This is a genomic window from Ehrlichia muris AS145, assembly GCF_000508225.1.
GTDB lineage: Bacteria > Pseudomonadota > Alphaproteobacteria > Rickettsiales > Anaplasmataceae > Ehrlichia > Ehrlichia muris.
Map to the genome: position 1 here is coordinate 1,024,793 of NC_023063.1, position 22,986 is coordinate 1,047,778.

Sequence of the window (22,986 nt, forward strand, 5' to 3'; positions counted from 1 at the left end):
ATACTTATATATTAAGTCTGTCTTAATCAATTAAAGTACTTAACTATGTAATGCAATAAAGACAAAAATTCTACCTAAGTTTCTAGAATTATAAGAAGATCATATTCGCATAGGCATTAATAATATAAATGGGTATCCTATCTTATAGTTTCATGTGCAAGAGAAGGTATACTTATATATTAAGTCTGTCTAATCAATTAAAGTACTTAACTATGTAATGCAATAAAGACAAAAATTCTACCTAAGTTTCTAGAATTATAAGAAGATCATATGCGCATAGGCATAATAATATAAGTGAAGTCATCTATATTCTCTTCTTCCTGTATTAAAACAGATGTACTAGCATCATAAAATGATAAAAGACATTTTCCCTTAATACAATATAAAGCTTCCATTAAATATCTTGCATTTAACCCAATAGTCATATCTTCTCCAAAGTAATCAACTTCTAACTCCTCTCTAGCATCCCCTTGATCCGAAGAAGCAGCACTAAGTATGAGCTTATTATCAACAAATCGTAGTTTTATGACCTTCACCTTATCAAAGACTACTACAGATACCCTATCTATTGCATTAGACAACATCTCAGACTCAATCAATACACTTTTATCATAAGACCTAGGAATAATAGAATTATAATCCGGAAAAGTGCCATCTATGACTTTAGATATTAAAATATATTCTTTATACTCAAAACAAATCTTTCTATCCGATAAACTAATTGATATTAAATCATTACCACTACCATGACTTACTATCTTCAAAATCTCATTAACTGTTTTCTTTGGAACTATAATACCAAAACTTGATAATACACTATTAGATTTACATTTAGCTAATGATAATCTATGACCATCTGTAGCAGCACAACATAAGATATTATCAGATGTATGAACATACAATCCATTCAAGTTAAATCTACTTTCCTCCATAGAAATTGCAAATTTAGTTTTTCCAAACAAATTCGCTAACTCAGAAACCTGTAAAATAAACTTATTTTGTAATTCATTGTTTTCAATAACAGGAAATTTTTCTATATCAACTACAGGAAGGAAAAATTCTGTACGACCACACTCTATAATCAGTCTCCCATCTTCACCAATAACAAATTTGATTTCAATATCATTAGGTAATTTTTTTACAATATCATAAAGAAGTTGAGCAGAAACCACTACAACCCCATTCACATTTACATGAGCAGTAATGGAAGCAATTATTGAGATATCAAGATCCGTAGACATTAATTTAATTTCCTGATCCTTGACTTCTATTCTTACACACGACAGAACAACAATACTATGACGTTTTTCTACAATACTATTAATGTAAGACAAAGCCTGCAAGAGCTTATCTTTGCTAACAAAAAAGTTTAACTGAATACCATCAACCATACATTTCTATCAATCTAACCCATTGTGATGTTATACAAATTAAATGTAAACAAGTCAAGGTATGGATATGTTACTATAGTGGCAAGCACTAAATATGTTGCCTAATTCTAATAATCAAGCCTACCTTTTTATTGAAAGAATTTCAAAATAAGACTTCCTAATTCTTACTCAATTATCATACTGCTTTTATAATGGAGAACGAATAACATTCAGTCCTATAACAATAACTCAGATTTTTATACTACTCGCATGACTAAGATAAATACTACACCAATACAATAATCAAACCCTTGCGAAGAGAAGCTCAAAACAAGACTACCAACACCTAATTAGCTGCACACAACAACAACTTTAATATAAGATAAAAATTCCAAAATCCAGTACTTCAATAGCTCAGATTACTCCATACTATGATGCATGACTAAATATATCAACATTATCCCAACCCAATAAATCAAGCTGAGCTCTTGTTGGAAGAAATTTAAAACAAGAATCTGCTAATTCTTGTTTATTGTCACGCTGTAACATAGCATCCAGTTTATTTTTTAATGCATGCAAATAGATAACATCCGATGCTGCATAATTCAATTGCTCAGATGTCAAAGTCTCTCTTCCCCAGTCAGATGATTGTTGCATTTTATTAAGCTTTACATTCAACAATTCATAACACAGCTCTTTCAATCCATGATGATCTGTATATGTCCTGACTAACTTTGAGGCTATTTTAGTACAATAACACGGTGTAGCCCATATACCAAGATAATAACGTATTATGGCAACATCAAAACGAGCAAAATGAAAAATCTTAGTTATACTTGAATCTGAAAGAATACTTACCAAATTAGGTGCTTGATAATTATCTGAAAATTTAACTAAGTGCACATCACCATCACTATCACATAATTGAACTACACACAACTTATCCCGCCTGCATACTAAGCCCATAGTTTCAGTATCAACAGCAATAGTACTTTCAAATTTTAACCCATTAGGCAAATCACAATCATGTACAAATACAGGCACGTAAACTTCCTCCACCTATAATAAAAAGACATATAACTATAATATCTTGATCATTGTATCACGTAAAAAATACCTCTCAACTATATTATGCCTCTTCAACATACTTTTTATCTTCTTCTTGACCATAAACTGAATCAACGCTGGAACCATCACCACTATGATCCCATCTATATCCCCCTCTATCATCACTTTCATCTTCATCAACACATTCTTTTAATACGTAACCACGTCCCCAAACAGTTTCTATGTAATTCTTCCCATTATTAGCAACCTTAAGCTTTTTACGAAGCTTACACATGAATACATCTATAATTTTATCATCAGAAGGTTCATCTAGCTCTCTATATAAATGAGATAAAAACATTTCTTTTGTAAGAACAGTACCTAACCTAGATGATAATAACTCTATCATTCCATATTCTTTCTTAGTTAGATGTACTATTTCACCATTACACTCAACACATTTATGATCAAGATTTATTGCAATATTTCCAACACGTACTATTGATTCAGGGTGTCCTCTAGTACGACGTACAATAGCTTTTATTCTCGCAAGTAACTCACTTTTATGAAAAGGTTTAGTTACATAATCATCTGCACCATAATATAATCCTTTCACTTTATGTGAGACTGATGAAATACATGATAATATAAGTACTGGAACTTTTATACCAGATTCCCGCAGTTTGACTAGAATATCATATCCATCTATTTTTCCAGGAAAATGTATATCCAATATAACTACATCATAATCATCATTTTTCGGAATGATACTCCCATAACAATCCTGCGCAGAAGTCATAGTTTCACAAAAATGCCCTTCTGAAGATAAAGAAGCTTCTACTGCTTTTGCACATGCAATATCATCTTCTATTAATAATATACGCATAAATACCTCTAAAAACTCAATAATTAATAAATTTAACACATAAAGCACTCAGCACTAATCTAAAGACATAATCACCCTACAACAACTAAACATTTCATCAAAAGTTAATACATAGTGTTACTATGCTATTCAAGTATAATAGTAAATTACATGTAATATACTTTTCCTGTGTTGCATATATAGCACAATATTACCCCAAAGACTACTAGAGATATTATAGTAAATACACCTAATTTTCTTCAATTAGTAAAATACTTCACTGATTATATATAAGCACAAATTAATACTTTATTAATAATAACAATGGTTAACACACGTACCATTATACATTAATAGAAGCATATACACTAACATAAAATATGCTTTTATTTTTAATATGTTATATTTCAAAATTCGATGTTTATTTTTTTCACAAGGACCTTGCATACCAAATTACTCTCCCTAATATTTCCATATCTTCTAAATGACACTCATAAGAAGAATATTTTTTATTATCAGAAACTACATGTAGCTTTATCTTCTGATTATCTTTTAAATATTCTAATCTCCTAATTGATACACCTACTGAATCAACTATAACAAATAATCCAGCCGGATGAGGTATTTTATCCCCTATATCTACTAAAACAACATCTTGATTCATTAATGTCGGGATCATACTATCCCCCTTTACGTAATATACACGTAAATTCTTCATATTAGAAGTTAAATTAATGTTTGAAGATAGATACAGATTAACATCACCTGAAGATGAAATTTTCCCATTTTCTAGTTCTAAATTATATACAGGCAGTATATTAATATTACTTTGTCCATAAGTATAATTATCATCACTAATCAAATACGATAATGAAACGTTTAACACCTTCGCTATTGCCATTAATTTCTTAGACGTAGGATTTGTTGACTTGCCACTTAGTATATCATATACAAAAGACTTCCCAACATCAGCTTTATGAGCTAGTTCACGTGCATTTATTCCCATTTTGTCCATTTGATACTTCATTCTAGTAACTATCATACTATTATCACTACTTGTTTTCATAAATTCACCTTACAGTTAATATTTATTACATTTTTGTACAATTTAAAGTACATAAACTCAAGTAATAATTGAAGTATTCACTATTAGTGAATACTAAATCATAAAATTACTAGCGAGCAATTCTAAGATTTATATAAAATCAGTAGTGACATATAAAAAAAGTAATTTTTAACATAAAGCGCTATACAACTGAACTTACATACTATTAGTCTTATATACCAATTTGGTAACTAACCGAACAATGATAGTAATATACAAATTTTTAGCATCTAACAAAAAACAGTTATTAGTATACACACTACTAATAATTTCCAAGAAATAATGATTACTAATTAATCTAACTATTGCCATGTAACATAAGAACAGTAATCCATCAATCGCTAAGTTTTCAAACATTCTCAAGAAAACTTATATTTTTGCATTATTAGCAACTTATATTTATGGAATCATAACCAATATAAAAACAATCCCATACTTATATTAAATCGAATTAATCACCCAACAAAAGATCTTGTAATAATTCAATAACTACACCTAATAAAAACTGCTTTTAATGCAACAATAAATCTAAACACTGTTTCTAATAACCAGGTATACTATATAGATACTGCAAAAACATCACTATATCTATTGAACTAAAGCACTCAATATCAATTCCTCTGCAACTGTAGTATTTTTCCAACCTTCTATAGATACAAATTTATCTTCTTCTAGTTTCTTATAAAAAGTGAAAAAATGAGATATTGAATTTAAAAAAGATACAGGAAAATCAGAATAATCCTTTACATTATTATAGTATTGATCCAGCTTATTTACAGGTACAGCCAATATTTTTACATCTTCCCCACCTTCATCATGCATAACCAATACACCAACTGGCCTTGCACAAATCACTGCCCCAGACATTACAGGAAATCTAGTTGCGACTAAAACATCAACAGGATCACCATCCCCAGCACAAGTATGCGGAATAAACCCATAATTACACGGATAATACATAGAAGTTGGTAAAAACCTATCTACACAAAATAAGTTCTTCTTTTTATCAAACTCATATTTTACCGGATATGAATTCTGGCTAATCTCAATAATAACATTGATTTCTTTAGGTACATTATCACCACTAGTCACATTATCTAAATTCATAATTAATCTCTAATATAACAAAACAAGAAAACAATTAAAACCTTTGAATCTACTAGATCAACAAATGATTATTAACTTATATACTAATACCCTTTATATTCTAGTCAACGCTTTTCTAAAACAGAAAATACTAATAAGTACATAAGCATATAAGATTTCCAAACAACACACAAAAACATATCCATACATAAAGAAACAAATGTGATATTTAACACAGTAATAATTTCTCTAATAAAGTCTACTACTAATTTGAAAAAATACAATTTTTAACATTTTATGAAGCAGTAATTTTATTGTAGGATACAAAACACTTAAACTTATATTGCTATCAACTCGATAGATTATCTACACCAATATATCATAAACCTAGACACATGTCTCAAAGCAGACAAAAAAATTTCAATAACACAATTCCGAAGTATAATATATTAAACCTGGCTGATAGGATAAATTATCTGTAAAAACATATCGCAAATTACATACATTAAGCAGAAAAGAAATATTTAATAAAGCAATCTTTTCATAACAACATCACAATATTAAAATTTTATATTGATTGACTAAGACTACATTGTCTAAAGACAACAAGATCACAAACTTACACGTTTTTAAAGCAAATATTTAAAAAATAAGGAATATTTAATAAAGCAATCTTTTCATAACAACATCACAATATTAAAATTTTATATTGATTGACTAAGACTACATTGTCTAAAGACAACAAGATCACAAACTTACACGTTTTTAAAGCAAATATTTAAAAAATAAGGAATATTTGATAAAGCAATCTTTTCATAACAACATCACAATATTAAAATTTTATATTGATTGACTAAAACTACATTGTCTAAAGACAACAAGATCACAAACTTACACGTTTTTAAAGCAAATATTTAAAAATAAGGAATATTTGATAAAGCAATCTCTTCATTATAAGACATCATAACATTAAAATTTTGCACTGCTTGACCAGCAGCACCTTTTAATAAATTATCTATAACGGATATTATAATAACCGTATTAGGTATCCTTCCAGGAAAAACTCCTAAATAACAACAATTCGTACCTACAACAGACCTAGTCGTCACAGCCTTTTCTTCATCAATAAAGATAAAAGATGAATCTTTATAAAAAAGTAGCAATGCTTCCCGAACATCAGTGAGAGATATACCTTCTTCTAATTCAAGGTATATGTTAGATATCATACCTCTTTTTACCGGAATTAAATTAGGTACAAATTGCAAACTAATATCTTCCCTACATGCAGCAAAACAAAGTTCTTGTTCTATTTCAGGGATATGCCTATGATTTGAGATTTTATATGATTTAATAACATCATAAACTTCACAAAACATCTTGTCTTGTTCAACAGATCTACCAGCACCACTTACACCAGACTTAGCATCAACTATTATATTATGACTTTTCACTAAACGAAGTCTCAACAATGGAAATAGTGGTATTAATACAGAAGTAGGATAACACCCTGGACAAGCTATAAAACGTGATTTTTGAATATCTTCCCTATATATCTCCGTTAATCCGTACACAAAATCTTTTACAAGATCTGGACAACAATGCGGTCCATACCATTGCTTATATGTTTCAGTATCCTTAATTCTAAAGTCAGCTGATAAATCTATAATTTTTACTACATCATGAATTTTTCTTACAACGTTACTTGATGCACCATGAGGTAAACATAAAAAAACCACATCTACATTAGATAATTCAATATCATCGAAACACGAGATACTAACAGACATATCACCCTGCGAGATGTGCAAATGGCTAGAAGAAAGTAACTTTCCGCTAGATTGAGATGCACACAGATACTTTATTTTGACCATAGGATGAGATAGTAATAAGCGTACTAGCTCCACACCTACATAACCTGTAGCCCCAACTATGGCAACTGATACTTGATAACTCATAGAAGAGGTTATCTTTTTGAAAATTGACAACTTTTTCTAGCTTTATGTTGACCATATTTCTTACGCTCAACAACACGCGAATCCCTTGTTAAGAATCCACCTGCTCTCAGAATAGAATGAAGATTGGGATTAATATCTTTTAGCGCTTTACTAATTCCATGAGCAACAGCCCCAGCCTGGCCTGAAATTCCACCACCACTTACAGTGGCAACAACATTATAACATCCAGAAGTTGATGTCACAATAAATGGATTATAAACCTTCTTGCACAAGGTATTTTTCTTGAAATAGCTAAAAATATCCAAGCCATTAACAGTAACATTCCCTTTACCTACTGTTAACCATACTCGTGCAACAGCTTCTTTCCTTTTACCTGTACCATAAGCACGGCCACGAGCATCTACTTTTACAGCTTTAACATTACCATCTTGTTGATGATCAGATAACATATCAGGATTACTCTCCATTATCTCCTCTTATTATTTTTCGCATTTATTGATAAAAAATCTAATTTTACAGGTTGTTGTGCATCATGCTTATGCTCTGAACCTGAGTATATATATAAATTTTTTAAACGACGACGTGCCATTGGACCAGTACTTAGCATACGACGAACTGCCATATTAATTATACGTTCTGAGTGTTTATTTAAGAACAAATCAGCTGGTGTACAGCTTTTCAGCCCACCAGGATACCCAGTGTGTCTATAATAGACCTTATTTTTCAATTTATTACCAGTAAATTGAACCTTCTCTGCATTAATTATAATAACATTATCCCCACAATCCATATGAGGCGTATACTCAGGTTTATTCTTACCGCGCAACACATTAGCAACAAAAGCAGCAAGTCTACCAACTACTACTCCTGTTGCATCTATTACAACCCAACGCTTCTTTACCTGGCTCGCCTTTAAAGAAAAAGTCTCCATTTGCATCTATCATTAATAAATTTTCATAGTAATCAGACAATTGATTTTTGTCAATAAAAACTAACTTTATATTTAATTTTACTCCTTCTGCAAGCTCCATACATGAAAAACACTGCAACTTTATCTTGCCTACTGTAATAAAATAACATTACTTAACTTACATCTTCAAAAGATTATCAATGTTATCCCTAAAATAGCACTGAGAAAAAACTTGAACTTATTTATGAGTAAAGCTGAACAATAATTGCTATACTCAAGACTTACCTAACACAAAATAGAACCTTTTTATAATACCTCCTATCTAAATTAATATACGCATGTATCGTAAATGCATACTCAGTAGTAATTTAATGTACCTCAATTCAACTTATATACTTTCTTTGTGTTTGCTATTAAAATCCATGAAATTTATAACTTACAAATTCAAGAATAATACGGAACTGAATCAACTAAACTTCACACTTAATTCTTGCTAATCAAAATTAATTACAGTTTAATCATTGCTAGTATTATTTTTTGACATAATGTTGGTAGCATTCTAATGATAACTAAACTTAATATGCATAAGATTTGCTGTGCATTGATATTGATGTATATCATATCAGTTATACCTAACAACAGCTATTGTACTAGTTTAGATGAAGCTTTACATGCAGCATTATCAAATAATGCTAACATAAAAGCAAAGTTCTATCATTCGTTAGAGAACAAACAAAAAATCAAATTGAACAGTATATCAAAATTTTTACCATCAGTTGTATATTCTCTGCAGGCATATCAGCCAGAACTCTCTTTACATAACAATGACAATAGAACCATGAGCCTCACAGTAACCCAACAGATATTCAATGGAGGAGCTGATATTGCTGCTTTTCAACAATCAAAATACCTAGCAAATATAGAAGATATCAATTTTTTACTAGAGAAACAAAATATTATACTTCAGACAATCAAAGCTTACATGAAGGTTTTAACAACTGCTGAAGTATATAAATTAACACAACATACTAAAAAAGTATTAACAGAACACCTAATAGCTACACAAAAACGTTTTTCTTTAGGAGAGGTTACTAAAACAGATGTTTCATTAGCTACTGCTAGATTATCATCAGCTACATCAGAATTAATCAAGGCTCGTGGAGAAATGAAAATTGCAGAAGCTAACTACATTCACATAACTGGAGAAATACCAACAGACTTACACAATCCTACCATACCAACAATACCATCATCCATAGAAGAAGCTCTAGAAATAGCTCAAAAAAATAACCTTTCTCTACAAGCATCTCACAATGGATACAAAGCAGCAAAACAAGGGACTTTAATAGCAATTGCACACTTACTCCCATCCATAAGCATATCATCAATAAATTCCTATACTTATACTAATAAGCCTTACATAACTCCTAAAAAAACCGATAACTTTTTTGAAATAAAAATGTCATTACCTATATTCCAACAAGGCCTCAACATTGCTGCCATTACGCAATCACAACTTGCAATAAAACAAAAAATGTATTCACACCATGAAGTGTTAAATACTATTAAAGAATCTGTAATTTTAAATTGGGAAAATATTTCCACCGCTAATTCTATGCTACAAGCAGCTCAAGACTCTGTAAAATATTCAGAAGTAACATTACTTGGAATAAAACAGGAAGCAGAATTAAATTTAAGAACAGTCCTAGATGTATTAGATGCAGAACAAGAACTTTTAAAAGCAAAAGTCAATCTTCTGAATGTACAAAGCAATGTTGTAATAAGTATATATAATTTACTTGCATTAATAGGACAGCTGAACATTAATTATATTTAATATAAAAAACTTATGAGTAATACTAACAACTTTCAACCCCTTAAAGAAGCAATTGCAAATATTAGAAAAGTTATATCTGGCAATGATAGTAAAGATCACGTTATTGCAGAACATGATGCTAGTAGTGCCACTGATGAGGAAGTACTAAATTTAGAAAATCCAGAAAATTTTATAGACCTACATAACATACAACATGTACACAATACATTAAATGAAATCAATAAAACATTTCAATCAATAACAGATTCACCAACAACAACATATCAATCATATCAAAACACAACACAACCAGACATACAAATATCTGTTACAAAAGAGAAAATTTATCCTGATCAATTGTCCAATATAAATCAATTCATATCAATAGAGCAATCAACTCAACGGCTATCATCGCAAGAAACAAGATTAACGACAACACACACTCTTTCAGAAGAAATATCGAAAATTGACAATACATCAGAAATAAAAGGTATTCATCAACAAAATAGCATTATAACAGAAAATTTAGTATCACCTGAAAATATAGTTGCAAATAGTGAAGAAATAAAAAAGCTAATAACACAAATACACCATCATACAAAACCACCGAATATTTCAAATGATAAAAGTCCTACAATAGAAGAACTAGTAATAAAAATGCTTAAACCAGAGTTATCAACATGGCTCAACAACAATCTACAGAAGTTAGTAAAAGAAATAGTAGAAAAAGAAATAAAACATATTATAAAGGAATCAAATCAAAGTTAACTTTACCAGTTTAAATTTAGAATAACATATCAAAATTTTAGTATTTGATACCAATTGCCACCAGTTTCATCCATTACACTTTTGTAAGACACATTGCCTTTCCAAAGTACAAATACCATAGATAATAAAACAACATTACCTAATTGACCTGAAGGTTCCTGAAGATTAATGAAATCATAGGTAAAAGAATGACATTTTACTAAATACTTACAGACTATTCTGATAATTTCAATTTCTCAGAATGGACGATATCCAAAATATGATAACAATACTTATAGATAACAGTCACACACTTCTAAGTAAGTAAACCTAAGTCATTGCGATATAGTCTTAAAATAACGTTATAGAATCTTATGTAAGCATGATAAACAACACTACAAAGAATCAACAATCACCAAGTCCTTCAATATTCATATTTTTTATACGATATAACACCATACATACCTATAAGCACTACTTAATAGACTACAATTACATATACTTCTGAGTAAGAAAACTACAGTTGCAATATAACTCTGAAAAAATAACGTTATAGAATCTTATGTAACCATGATAAACAACACTACAAAGAATCAACAATCACCAAGTCCTTCAATATTCATATTTTTATACGATATAACACCATACATACCTATAAGCACTACTTAATAGACTACAATTACATATACTTCTGAGTAAGAAAACTTAAGTGCGTAACTAGATCTAAACAACTGTAAAAAAACAATAAACAACCTTACAGGTCTTTAACATTTATTCTACAATGGTACAATTCTTATAAACACCTACAACTATTTAACATACGGTAATTACATATACACTTTTTAGTGAAGTGAACTTAAGTTTACATCTGGTTATTAAGAAATCACGGTATAAACTCTTATATCATGAGAATTAAATAACAAAAAAACAACAACTATAGTATACAATTTAACATTTATTTTTCATGCTATGTAATACATTGTCAGTAATATTATCATAAATCTTACATATCTCATGGTCCAATGCCAATGGATCTCCCAATTCCGCCACATTACATATTTGAGGATATAATGCTATCTCACCAAGAAAATCTACATTCAATTCATTTGCTATCCTATGTACACCTTGTTTACCAAAAATGTAAGTCTTATCACCAGAATTAGAATGAATAAAATAACTCATATTCTCTACTAACCCAATAATATTAACATTCACTTTCTTCATCATATCACATATCTTTATTGCATCAATAATAGCTAAATCCTGAGGCGTAGAAATCACAATAACACCAGTAACTTTAAATTTCTCAACAAGACTAATGTGTACATCACCTGTACCAGGAGGTGTATCTACTACCAAATAATCCACTTCCCCCCATACTGTATTTACCATAAGACTATATATTGCCTTTGTTACCATAGGACCACGCCAAATAGCAGCATTATTCTTATCAATCAAATATCCTATTGACATACTTTTAAGACCATATCTCGTAATTGGAATCATTCTATTATTATGGTCTATTTCAGGATTAGTAGTCTTTTTAAGACCTAACATATGAGGTATAGATGGTCCATAAATATCAAGATCAACTAATGCTGACTTATACCCTTTACGTAATAAGGATAGCGCCATATTAATTGCAACTGTAGACTTACCTACACCACCTTTACCTGAAGATATAAGTATTATATTTTTTATCCCCGGAATTGATATCTTGTTTATAGGCATTTTTTTATTTATTTTATTAACAGCACTATGCGCAGTAGTAAAAACAACTGTCAACTCTTTAAGATTTGGTACAGCATTAATTGCATCCTTACATTTTTTTTCAATCGTATTTCTTTGTTCTATTTGATGCTCATCTGATAAATTCAATATACAATGCACAATATTATCATTCACTAATACAGACCTTACTAACCCTAACTCGATAATATTTTTATTGCTATTACGATCAATAACTGTCGACAATGCATCTAATACATCTTGTTTATTTACCACTATCACCCTAAAAAGATTACTGTATGATAACACATATTATTAAAAAATACCTATTTACTTTTAGTAAACCATTACGTATCATCAGAGCATCCATTTTACATATAGATTCTTTTCGATGTTAATATCTTCTGGTACATCTAGTATCAACTTAGCAAAGTGCATATCAAAAATCACAGGTATAAAGTTGGTTAACTCGTGTATTTCTCATTTTTCTGATCAAGAAATAAATGTAGAAATTCAAGAGAACCAAGATGACAAAAATAAGCACGTCATAATCATAAATTCTCTTTGCTTTCCAGCACACTCTAATCTAGTAGAGTTGCTCTTATTGACAGATACAATCAATAGAACATTGTGTCCTAGTAAAACAACTATGATAATACCGTATCTCTGTTATACTAGACAAGATAGAGTAATGTACAGAAATCTAGATGATAACAACTTAATGATCTCTGCATTAAGTGCAAAAGTCATTATTAACATATTAAGTACAGCAAATGTAAATAACATCATTTTCATTGATCTACATTCAAATCAATTAGCTGGTTTCTTTGATATAGCAACTACCAATTTAAGTCCACATACTATTTTTATAGAAGATATTACAAAAAAATACAATATGGACAATTTAGTAATTGTATCTCCTGACTACGGGGCATTAAATAGAACCCGAGTTTTTACAAATGCACTATCAAAACAGTGCAAATTACACAACAACATCCAAGTAGCAGTTATAGATAAGTATAGAGCAAAACCTGGTGTATCTGAAGTGATGAACATAACTGGTAATGTAGAAAATAAAGATTGTATTATAGTCGATGACATTGTAGATTCAGCTGGCACATTATGCAATGCAGCATTAGCTTTAAAAGATAGAGGAGCCCTACAAGTTAGTGCATATGTTACACATGGAATATTATCTGGCAACGCAATAGAGAAAATAACCAATTCAAAGCTGAACAGTTTAACAATAACTGACACAATAAATCATAATTCTTTCAACACATCAAAAATTCAAACTTTATCCATTGATAAATTTCTAAGTAACTATATACTCTATAGTCTAGCATAAACTTAAGGAAAAAATTGACAGAAAATAAACTTGAAAATCACACTTCTAATGCACGCTCACACCCAAGTAAGTCATTAACCAAAAACGATTTACTACAAGCTGCAAAATTGACTAGAATAAGGCTCAATGATAAAGAAATCGATTATCATTTCAGAGAATTAGAGGAAGTGTTAAATTGGATACAAACAATATCACAAGTTGACACTAAAGATGTTGCTCCAATAGGTAACGGCGGCATACATTATGATTATGGACTTCCTTTACGTAAAGATATTGTTAATGATGGCAACATAAAAGATATAGTATTATCTCAATCTCCTGAACAAGAACATGACTTTTTTGTTGTACCAAAAGTAATAGAATAAGGAAAAAGATCTGTTCGAGTAATGTCAGCATTTGAATACACATCTTTTTTATTTCATCTTACTATGCATTTTATAATATAAAATTCCATGTATAGGGGGGCAGTTCTCAAGAATAGATAATTAAGAGACGCACATATTCAGTAGTGCTAGCACTGTATATATTTCATCTTTATTTTTTTAGTATAATCTCGCAGGTCTAAGTATGTATAAATTCGTAGTACTTATCTATCAACTCACTTACAATAGTTTAATAAATATATTACGAACATAGCACTTGCATATTTCACAAACACTCCAAGTACAAACATACACCTTTATTGACGATAAATAATCAATAAAAAGATCTACGTCTAGCAGTAGTAAAATTAGTATAACTTACAACCAACATATCATATGCATTAGCATTGTAAAGTTTATGTATTTATATAATAATGATATATATATAAAGCTTAGCTGTACATCATCTTCATTAGTACATATTGCAAAACACCACCACTATTAAAATAATCGACTTCAGTTGCGGTATTGAGGTTGTAAATTAGTTTTATACTTCGACTAGCAGTAGTAAAATTAGTATAACTTACAACCAACATATCATATGCATTAGCATTGTAAAGTTTATGTATTTATATAATAATGATATATATATAAAGCTTAGCTGTACATCATCTTCATTAGTACATATTGCAAAACACCACCACTATTAAAATAATCGACTTCAGTTGCGGTATTGAGGTTGCAAATTAGTTTTATACTTCGACTAATATTACCTTCTTCTCTTCTAAAAATAATGCACTCTACTTCTTGACCTATACCAATTTCACCAACAATGCTAATTTCTTCATCACCTACTAAATTCAAAGTTTTTCTTGTATCACCCTCCTTGAAAGTCAATGGTAATACACCCATACCAATAAGGTTAGATCTATGAATGCGTTCAAAACTTTCAGCTATAATAGCCTTGATATTTAAGAAGAAAGTACCTTTAGCCGCCCAATCTCTACTAGAACCACTACCATATTCTTTTCCGGCAATAACAACTAATGGTATGTTATTTTGTTGATAAAGTTGCGATGCATCAAATATTGGCATTTCTTCACCAGTAGGAACATACTTAGTAAAACCACCTTCACAATTTACCATCTCGTTACGTATACGAATATTAGCAAAAGTACCACGCGTCATTATGTGATGATTTCCTCTCCGTGATCCGTATGAATTAAAGTCTTGTACCATAATATTATTCTGCATTAAAAACATGCCTGCTGGACTATTTGTAGCAATATTACCAGCTGGAGAAATATGATCAGTAGTAACACTATCACCTAGCAAAGCCAAAATTCTTGCATTATTAATATCAATACTATTATTCACATCTATATTAGGAGATAAATTCTTAAAATATGTTGGATTTTGTATGTAAGTACTATCTGGATCCCATGCATAGATATCACTATCAATACATTTTAAATCCTTCCAATATTTCTCTCCATTAAAAATATGCTTATATCTATCAACAAACATCTGCTTATCAATAGTTTTACGGATAACTTCATTGATCTCATCATTAGAAGGCCATATATCACGTAAATAAACATCTCTTCCATTGTCATCTACAGCTATTGGATCTTCGTGAATATTAATATTCACAGTACCAGCCAAAGCATAAGCTATAACAAGAGGTGGTGAAGCCAAAAAATTAGCTTTTACAGAAGGATGTATCCTTCCTTCAAAGTTACGATTACCAGATAAAACAGATGCAACAACCAAATTATTGACTTTGATATCTTCTTCAATATCAGGATCTAAGGGACCAGAATTCCCTATACAAGTAGTACATCCATACCCAACCAAATGGAATCCTAGTGCATTCAAATCTTTTTGTAATCCCGATTTCACTAGGTATTCTGTGACAACTTGTGAACCTGGAGCTAATGAAGTTTTTACCCATGCCTTAGATTTCAAATTCAACATATTTGCTTTGCGAGCAACAAGTCCAGCAGCAACCATCACGTTAGGGTTTGATGTATTCGTGCAACTGGTTATTGCAGCAATAACCACATCTCCATCTTGTAAAGATTTATCCCCCGCACCAACTGTCGATCTTGAAGTTGGTAATAAATTCTGTAATGCTGCTTTTACTTCAGAAAGAAAAATTTTATCTTGAGGCCTTTTTGGACCAGCAAGCACAGGTTGCACCGTCTCTAGATTAAATTCTATTTTATCATCATAATACGGCTCTTCCTTGGTATACCATAAACATTGCTCTTTAGCATAGGATTCTACTAAATCTATTAGAGACGAATCACGTCCTGTTATCTCTAAATACTCTAAAGTTTTATGATCTATCGGGAAAAATCCACATGTAGCACCATATTCAGGAGACATATTAGCAATAGTAGCTCTATCTGGAATCGACAAACCACTTAACCCATCTCCATAGAACTCAACAAATTTTCCTACAACTCCTTTGTTTCTCAAGATATTAGTGATAGTCAATACCATATCTGTTGCAGTAACACCTTCAGATAATTTCCCTGTTAATTTAAATCCTACAACTTTAGGAATAAGCATAGTAATAGGTTGACCTAACATTACTGCTTCAGCTTCTATACCACCTACTCCCCACCCTAAAACAGATAAACCGTTAATCATAGTTGTGTGGCTATCAGTACCCACCAAAGTATCTGGATATACTAAATCTCCTTCATTCCATATAACTTTAGCAATATGCTCTAAATTAACCTGATGACATATACCAGCCCCAGGAGGTACAACACGAAAATTTCTAAAAGCATGTTGTCCCCATTTTAAAAACTTATATCTTTCTAAATTCCTTTGTATCTCTACAGACACATTTTTATTAAACGCATCTTCTTTTCCATAAAAATCAACTTGTATTGAATGATCAATAACTAAATCAACCGGTATTTTAGGATTAATTATGCTTGGATCTCCACCAATTTTTTTTACATAGTCACGCATTGCAGCCAAATCAACTACTGCTGGTACACCAGTAAAATCTTGCATTAACACCCGAGCTGGAGAAAAATTAATTTCATAGTTTATGTGTTCATTAGCACATTCAGCTAATCTTTTGATATCCTCAACCTTAACATTATAACCATCTTCATTACGCAATAAATTCTCAAACAATACCTTTAATGAATATGGTAACCTAGTAATATCAATACCCAACTTACTGCTTGCAGTTTTCAAACTAAAGTATTCATAAGAATTTTTTCCTACAATTAACTTTTTTCTTGAATTAAGAGAATTTAAAAATTCCACACCATATACTCCTTATAATTTACTTCTTTACCCAGATAACTAAATATATCAATAGAGAAAGTTTATAAAACCTTTGAGTTAAAGTATCACACAGGCAATTTTTAAGTTTAACATACACATTTACTTCAAAGTAGACCTTTCTACAATTCAACTTAGCTAAATGAGTAATTAAATAGCACACTCATGCTTACACTATAACTTGAAATGAAAATACCAAAAAATATCTTTTTTGATAGGTAATCCTAAATAATTACTTATACTCATTTCAATTAAGGTAATTATATATATTAACCTATACATTACAAATTTTTATTAAAAACCAAGAAAGGTATTTATTGTAAAATATACAACATATCCTTAATAGCCTTTTCCTAAACAACAGATTACCTAACGTAAAAACAGTAATAACCCATGCTAAAGTGTATATTCATACCTTATGACTAATAACCCAAATAATTACTAATTTAACTACAAGTATACTTCATATAGAAGCAAAAATATATAAAATTTAATATATCACATAATTTGGAACTAATAACTAAAATCCTCAAAAACATTAATGTGGCTTTGTATTAACATAAGGACTATCTAATGAGAACATCGGTATATTAACATAAAAAATCTGTGCAGCATCTTCATCCATAAATTGATATTCTCCATGCATCATACCAGATGGAGTACTCAAATATGCACCACTGGTATATTCAAAAAATTCCCCGGGTTTTAATACAGGCTGCTTTCCTATTACCCCCAAACCTGTTACCTCATTAATAATACCTGCTGAATCAATGATTTTCCAACTCCTCCTCAAAAGTTGAACTGTAGAATTACTTCTATTCTTAACTCTGATACTATATAACCATATATAACAATTTTCATGTGGAGCAGATTGCTCTTCCAAGTAACTTGGAACGACCTTAACCTCAATAAGCTTGGTCATACTATAATATTGCAGTGTCATAAACAACCCCCAGGTACGTAATAAATGATACACTAATCTGACTAATATATCAACATACAATACTTGAAATTTATGATCTAAAACAATCACAAACACCGATAACAATCCCTTCAAAATTAGTACAAAAATTACACACTCACATTTCGTCTCTATATAACAAAAGCTATTGCACCAACACACATGCCACAAATATAGCATGCTATAATCTAGTATCAAAAAATCACACTTTATTATTTAATTGACTTGTTTTTTTTAGGCAGATTATTATTAACTTTGAAAACATAACAATAAACTTATTATTATGCTACATAATCCATACGTCAGCCCTGGATCTACTATTGGAATCATAGGTGGAGGCCAATTAGGAAAAATGATATCCATTGCTGCAGCAGAATTAGGATATAAAACACATTTATTAACTGACAATCCAGATGACCCATCAGTATACACCACTAAGCACGTAACTATATTAGACAATTACCACAATACAGAGTTATTGCTTAAATTTGCAGCTAACGTCGACATTGCAACCTTAGAATTTGAAAATATCCCCAGTAGCACTATAGACATATTATCACAAAAAACTACAGTTCACCCAGGAAAAGAAGCGCTATACATCTCTCAAAATAGAATAAGAGAAAAACAGCACATAAGAAACTTAGGAATTAAAACCACAGATTTTAGAATAATTGATAGTTACAATAGTTTAGTAAAAAATGTTCTAGAATTAGGGTATCCTAGTATACTTAAAACCACAGAACTAGGTTATGATGGGAAAGGTCAATATCTAATAAAGCAACAAGATGATTTAAATAACCTGTTAGATCTCAATTGGGAACAGCCATATATTTTAGAAAAGTTTGTAAAAATTCATAAAGAGATATCTATTATAATATCAAAAAGCATTAACGGATCTATAGAATTTTTTCCAATTGCAGAAAACTATCACACTAATGGTATCTTAGCAACATCATCAGTACCAGCATTAATCTTTCAAGACATAAATGTACAAGCACAACAAATTGCCCTACAAATTGCAGAATCTATAAATCTAGTAGGTTTATTAACAGTCGAATTTTTCATAACAAATACACAAGAACTAATAGTTAATGAAATAGCTCCACGTCCTCATAACTCTGGACATTGGAGTTTAGATGCCTGTAATATTAGTCAATTTGAACAATTAATAAGAGCAATATGTGGATTACCTTTAAAGCCTGTAAAATTACTTTTTCCATGTATTATGAATAACATATTAGGAGACAATATATACAATTATTATAAATATGAAACTAAGGCCAACGAGAATATATATATATATGGGAAGACAAAAGCTAGCAAGAACAGAAAAATGGGTCATATCAATACACTAAAGCTAAATTAACAACCATATATACAAAAAACATCATAATACAAATATTCACAGTACTTACTAGATAATAACATACTATAGCATTATAAAATTTACATGCATATTAGAGAGCAACAACAATAAGTTATTAAGTTAATAACATTTTGAATTTAATATAACTACCACCAATTATCAACACACAACCTATACAATTAACATAAATTTATAACACAAAGCCATATAAGCTATAGCACTAATTTTGACCAGATTTTCTTACAGGTAATTTCATGCCACCTATCCCCCTTCCCCAGTAGAATAAGTGCTGATACTACATAACCGCTAACTACACAATGTTCACTATTTCAACACTAAAAACTAAAAAGCTTCCCAAATATGCACACATCCCATCTACTATAATAAAACTTCTGTCATAAGAATTCTAATATAGAACAAGCACCATTTTTTAGCTACACAAGCTAGCATCTATCTATTACTCCAAATTTCACAAGTAATTCTCACCATACCACTTGCTCCTTCCTCAGTAGAGTTAGTGTTAACATCTGCACAACCCCCAGCTCCAAAATACGCACTATTATTCTCAGCTAAAAGCTTTCCTGATTTACAGTCATTTTGCCCTATCTCTTCCCAGAACACTTCTGTCATGAAGTCCTGATATGTAATAAATCTTATTCTCTTACCATTTGGCACGTTTTCTGATCTACGATCCAAACTATTATCAACTACTCTATAATATAACATTTCCTGCTGATTTACATTAGGCTTAATCTTTACTATCTCCTTTATATTATTTTGTAACTTTCCACCTCCTCCACTCGCTGTTAACTTTACTTTACAAATTGCTTTACCATGCTTACCTATTCCACAAAAATCAACTATAGTATCTGCTCCTACATCACCATCGTTATTATCAATTGGACGATGAATCCCTTGAAAATCTACTTTGATAAAATATTTTCGAGATTTTCGTAAACGAAACATACCCATTACATATCCACCAGGTTGCCCTTCTTTATTTCTCCACCTTTCAACATCAATTTTACCAGGTTGTCCTCCACCCCAAACTTCTATTTTTACAAAATCACAGTTACCAGGCACATTGTATGTATGTTGCAATTTAGGATGATACAACAATTTATACACATGTTTTTTATCTTTTATCGCTCTATTATACTTCAATGACATAGCACTTGAACTCTCATCATATGCGGAACCTTTTGTTGCTGTATATATTATACCCCCGAAACCATCAATACACATCCCCATAGAATGATAATCTAAAGGCTGTAATTTACTTTGTAATGATTTATCTAAAGACAATATTTCTCGATAATCGACATTAAAGTATTTTACTACATTAACATCAAATCTATTAGGTTTAACAAATTGAGGAAAAGCTCTAGAAAATAACTTTGGAGATTTAGTATGCTCTAGAATATTTTGATATAAATAACATGAATCTTTGATATTATTGCAAGAGTGATGACTTGGATAAACACTAATCTTCCCGATGCTATTTTGCTCATCAGAGTTAATATAGTAATCATCTTCATTTATCAAAATATTATCTAAAAAATCTTGTTTCTTACTTGCTATATCATACTCACCACCAGGACATTGTTTATACCGTCCTTCTATACGTACATAATGCATCATCTTGTAAGGTAAAGGTTTAAGCCAAATATGTCTATCTCCTTGGTCTGTATGCAATTTTAATACATATCCAAAGATTGTCCTTGTATCTACACATTTTACCATAACTGCATCATCATGCTTGTATTGCACTTCACTAATTCCATTTTGACAATATTCATTCGGTTTTAAGAGCACTCCATCTCTACATCGCGTAGATAAATAGAATTCATGATTCTTAAAATCAATTTTAGGCCTTATAATATTAATATCAAACTCACGTATAATATTATCATCAACAGGGTTACCCGGTTTTAAAAGCGTATTACCAAACTGTATTCCTACTTTATTAGCCAGATATTTACGTAATACTGGTTGAGATAACTCAGGAATAGGAAAACACTTAATTAAAAACTCTTCCTTATCATAATAGTAAACACATATTTTATTACCTACCGATCTATATACTTTAAACTCATACAACTTTCCAGCAAATGCAGTTTTATATTCCTTTCCTTCAAAAACATGATCATCAGATAAGAAAAAGTCTTCATTATATGAATCTCCATCATCTACTACTATAAGCCTAATACCTGGTTTAAAGAACGTTTGACGTGAAAATTCTATTGGAACAAATCTCATGATATTTTTGTATTCAAATATTACAGGACAAAATGGCACATGGGATAGCATTGTAGATATGTTTTCACATTCTGGTTTAAAATCACATCTTGACACCCATTCTGATTGGTGATTTGGCAGACCTTCACAAGAGGACACAATACATAGACATAAACTCGGATGCAAAGAACTCCTGTTATCGACATAAGCAATATAGTGCTTTGCACATCCTTCTACAAATTTACACTCTCCTGCATTAATAGTCACGACACTAGAAATACAAGTGGTTAACTTTACTTTATAATTAAGAAACATCAGGTGTCCATAATATCCACTAGGTTTCTTGTTAGAAATTTCCTTATACCCAAACGCACATGTGGCATTCATATAAAACATGAATATAAATATACATATAACTCTTCTTATAAGACTGAAAACACATCTAGACATAAGTATCTATATTTACTAGAAAAGAAAATTTAATATATTAACATAGATATTTCTCTATATTAATCATATTTTATGATAAACATGACATATTGGGTAATATATTATTATAATCTTTAAGAAGATTCTTAAAAAAAAAAGCTTAGTAAAATTGATCAATTAATTTAAATTCATCCCTAGATAGCTAATATCTGCATAACACAACATGTTGAGCACAACTATTATCTATATTAAGCTACAATATTTGTTAAAATATTGATCTATAATCATAGATTAAATAATTTATTATCACTAAACACTTACTACGGATATAAAATGTATGA

Annotated in this window: 17 protein-coding genes; 5 read left to right on the forward strand and 12 right to left on the reverse strand. The window is 30.3% G+C overall.

All coding sequences use genetic code 11. The features are described 5' to 3' along the window. Positions 1-266: 266 nt before the first annotated feature. The 8 genes from dnaN to rplM all read right to left on the reverse strand — a co-directional run bounded on the left by dnaN (position 267) and on the right by rplM (position 8,359). Positions 267-1,391, reverse strand: coding sequence for a DNA polymerase III subunit beta (gene dnaN / locus MR76_RS03940; RefSeq protein WP_024072406.1), 1,125 nt, complete (start codon positions 1,389-1,391; stop codon positions 267-269). 408 nt (positions 1,392-1,799) lie between these two features. Further along, complete coding sequence (locus MR76_RS03945) at positions 1,800-2,414, reverse strand: ribonuclease D (protein ID WP_024072407.1); 615 nt, start codon at positions 2,412-2,414, stop codon at positions 1,800-1,802. An 85-nt stretch (positions 2,415-2,499) separates the two neighbouring features. Further along, the gene (locus tag MR76_RS03950) at positions 2,500-3,303 is read right to left on the reverse strand and encodes a response regulator transcription factor (RefSeq protein WP_024072408.1); all 804 of its coding nucleotides are present in this window, start codon (positions 3,301-3,303) and stop codon (positions 2,500-2,502) included. A gap of 409 nt (positions 3,304-3,712) precedes the next feature. After that, entirely contained in the window at positions 3,713-4,348 is a 636-nt protein-coding gene (locus tag MR76_RS03955; RefSeq protein ID WP_024072409.1) for an ECH_1013 family putative transcriptional regulator, read from the reverse strand. Positions 4,349-4,975: 627 nt separating this feature from the next. After that, the gene (gene ppa, locus MR76_RS03960) at positions 4,976-5,494 is read right to left on the reverse strand and encodes an inorganic diphosphatase (protein WP_024072410.1); all 519 of its coding nucleotides are present in this window, start codon (positions 5,492-5,494) and stop codon (positions 4,976-4,978) included. Between the two features lie 893 nt (positions 5,495-6,387). Then, positions 6,388-7,428: an N-acetyl-gamma-glutamyl-phosphate reductase gene (argC, locus tag MR76_RS03965; RefSeq protein WP_024072411.1), complete on the reverse strand. Its 1,041-nt coding sequence runs from the start codon at positions 7,426-7,428 to the stop codon at positions 6,388-6,390. 8 nt (positions 7,429-7,436) lie between these two features. Next, the gene (gene rpsI / locus MR76_RS03970) at positions 7,437-7,895 is read right to left on the reverse strand and encodes a 30S ribosomal protein S9 (RefSeq protein ID WP_024072412.1); all 459 of its coding nucleotides are present in this window, start codon (positions 7,893-7,895) and stop codon (positions 7,437-7,439) included. Next, positions 7,895-8,359, reverse strand: a complete 465-nt coding sequence (rplM, locus tag MR76_RS03975; protein WP_024072413.1) for a 50S ribosomal protein L13 — start codon at positions 8,357-8,359, stop codon at positions 7,895-7,897. The genes rpsI and rplM overlap by 1 nt, the downstream gene beginning before the upstream one ends. 541 nt (positions 8,360-8,900) lie before the next feature. On the opposite strand from rplM, the gene MR76_RS03980 reads away from it, so the two are divergent. Beyond that, complete coding sequence (locus MR76_RS03980) at positions 8,901-10,175, forward strand: TolC family outer membrane protein (RefSeq protein ID WP_044171524.1); 1,275 nt, start codon at positions 8,901-8,903, stop codon at positions 10,173-10,175. Positions 10,176-10,187: 12 nt separating this feature from the next. Continuing rightward, positions 10,188-10,922: a DUF2497 domain-containing protein gene (locus MR76_RS03985; RefSeq protein WP_024072415.1), complete on the forward strand. Its 735-nt coding sequence runs from the start codon at positions 10,188-10,190 to the stop codon at positions 10,920-10,922. 927 nt (positions 10,923-11,849) lie between these two features. On the opposite strand, the gene MR76_RS03990 is transcribed toward MR76_RS03985, so the two are convergent. After that, entirely contained in the window at positions 11,850-12,905 is a 1,056-nt protein-coding gene (locus MR76_RS03990; RefSeq protein WP_024072417.1) for an Mrp/NBP35 family ATP-binding protein, read from the reverse strand. A 115-nt stretch (positions 12,906-13,020) separates the two neighbouring features. On the opposite strand from MR76_RS03990, the gene prs reads away from it, so the two are divergent. Next, entirely contained in the window at positions 13,021-13,977 is a 957-nt protein-coding gene (gene prs, locus MR76_RS03995; protein WP_024072418.1) for a ribose-phosphate diphosphokinase, read from the forward strand. 14 nt (positions 13,978-13,991) lie between these two features. After that, complete coding sequence (gene gatC / locus MR76_RS04000) at positions 13,992-14,342, forward strand: Asp-tRNA(Asn)/Glu-tRNA(Gln) amidotransferase subunit GatC (RefSeq protein ID WP_024072419.1); 351 nt, start codon at positions 13,992-13,994, stop codon at positions 14,340-14,342. Positions 14,343-14,996: 654 nt separating this feature from the next. Here the strand turns inward: gatC and acnA are convergent. Next, positions 14,997-17,633 carry an aconitate hydratase AcnA gene (gene acnA / locus MR76_RS04005; protein ID WP_024072420.1) on the reverse strand — a complete coding sequence of 879 codons (2,637 nt, stop codon included), beginning with the start codon at positions 17,631-17,633 and terminating at the stop codon, positions 14,997-14,999. A gap of 556 nt (positions 17,634-18,189) precedes the next feature. Next, positions 18,190-18,594, reverse strand: coding sequence for a Co2+/Mg2+ efflux protein ApaG (gene apaG, locus MR76_RS04010; RefSeq protein ID WP_024072421.1), 405 nt, complete (start codon positions 18,592-18,594; stop codon positions 18,190-18,192). Between the two features lie 301 nt (positions 18,595-18,895). On the opposite strand from apaG, the gene MR76_RS04015 reads away from it, so the two are divergent. Beyond that, positions 18,896-19,978 carry a 5-(carboxyamino)imidazole ribonucleotide synthase gene (locus MR76_RS04015; protein WP_024072422.1) on the forward strand — a complete coding sequence of 361 codons (1,083 nt, stop codon included), beginning with the start codon at positions 18,896-18,898 and terminating at the stop codon, positions 19,976-19,978. Positions 19,979-20,428: 450 nt separating this feature from the next. Here MR76_RS04015 and MR76_RS04020 read toward each other — a convergent pair whose 3' ends face one another. Next, positions 20,429-22,612 (reverse strand): hypothetical protein, encoded by a 2,184-nt coding sequence (locus tag MR76_RS04020; protein WP_235111268.1) that lies wholly within the window; start codon positions 22,610-22,612, stop codon positions 20,429-20,431. Positions 22,613-22,986: the final 374 nt, after the last annotated feature.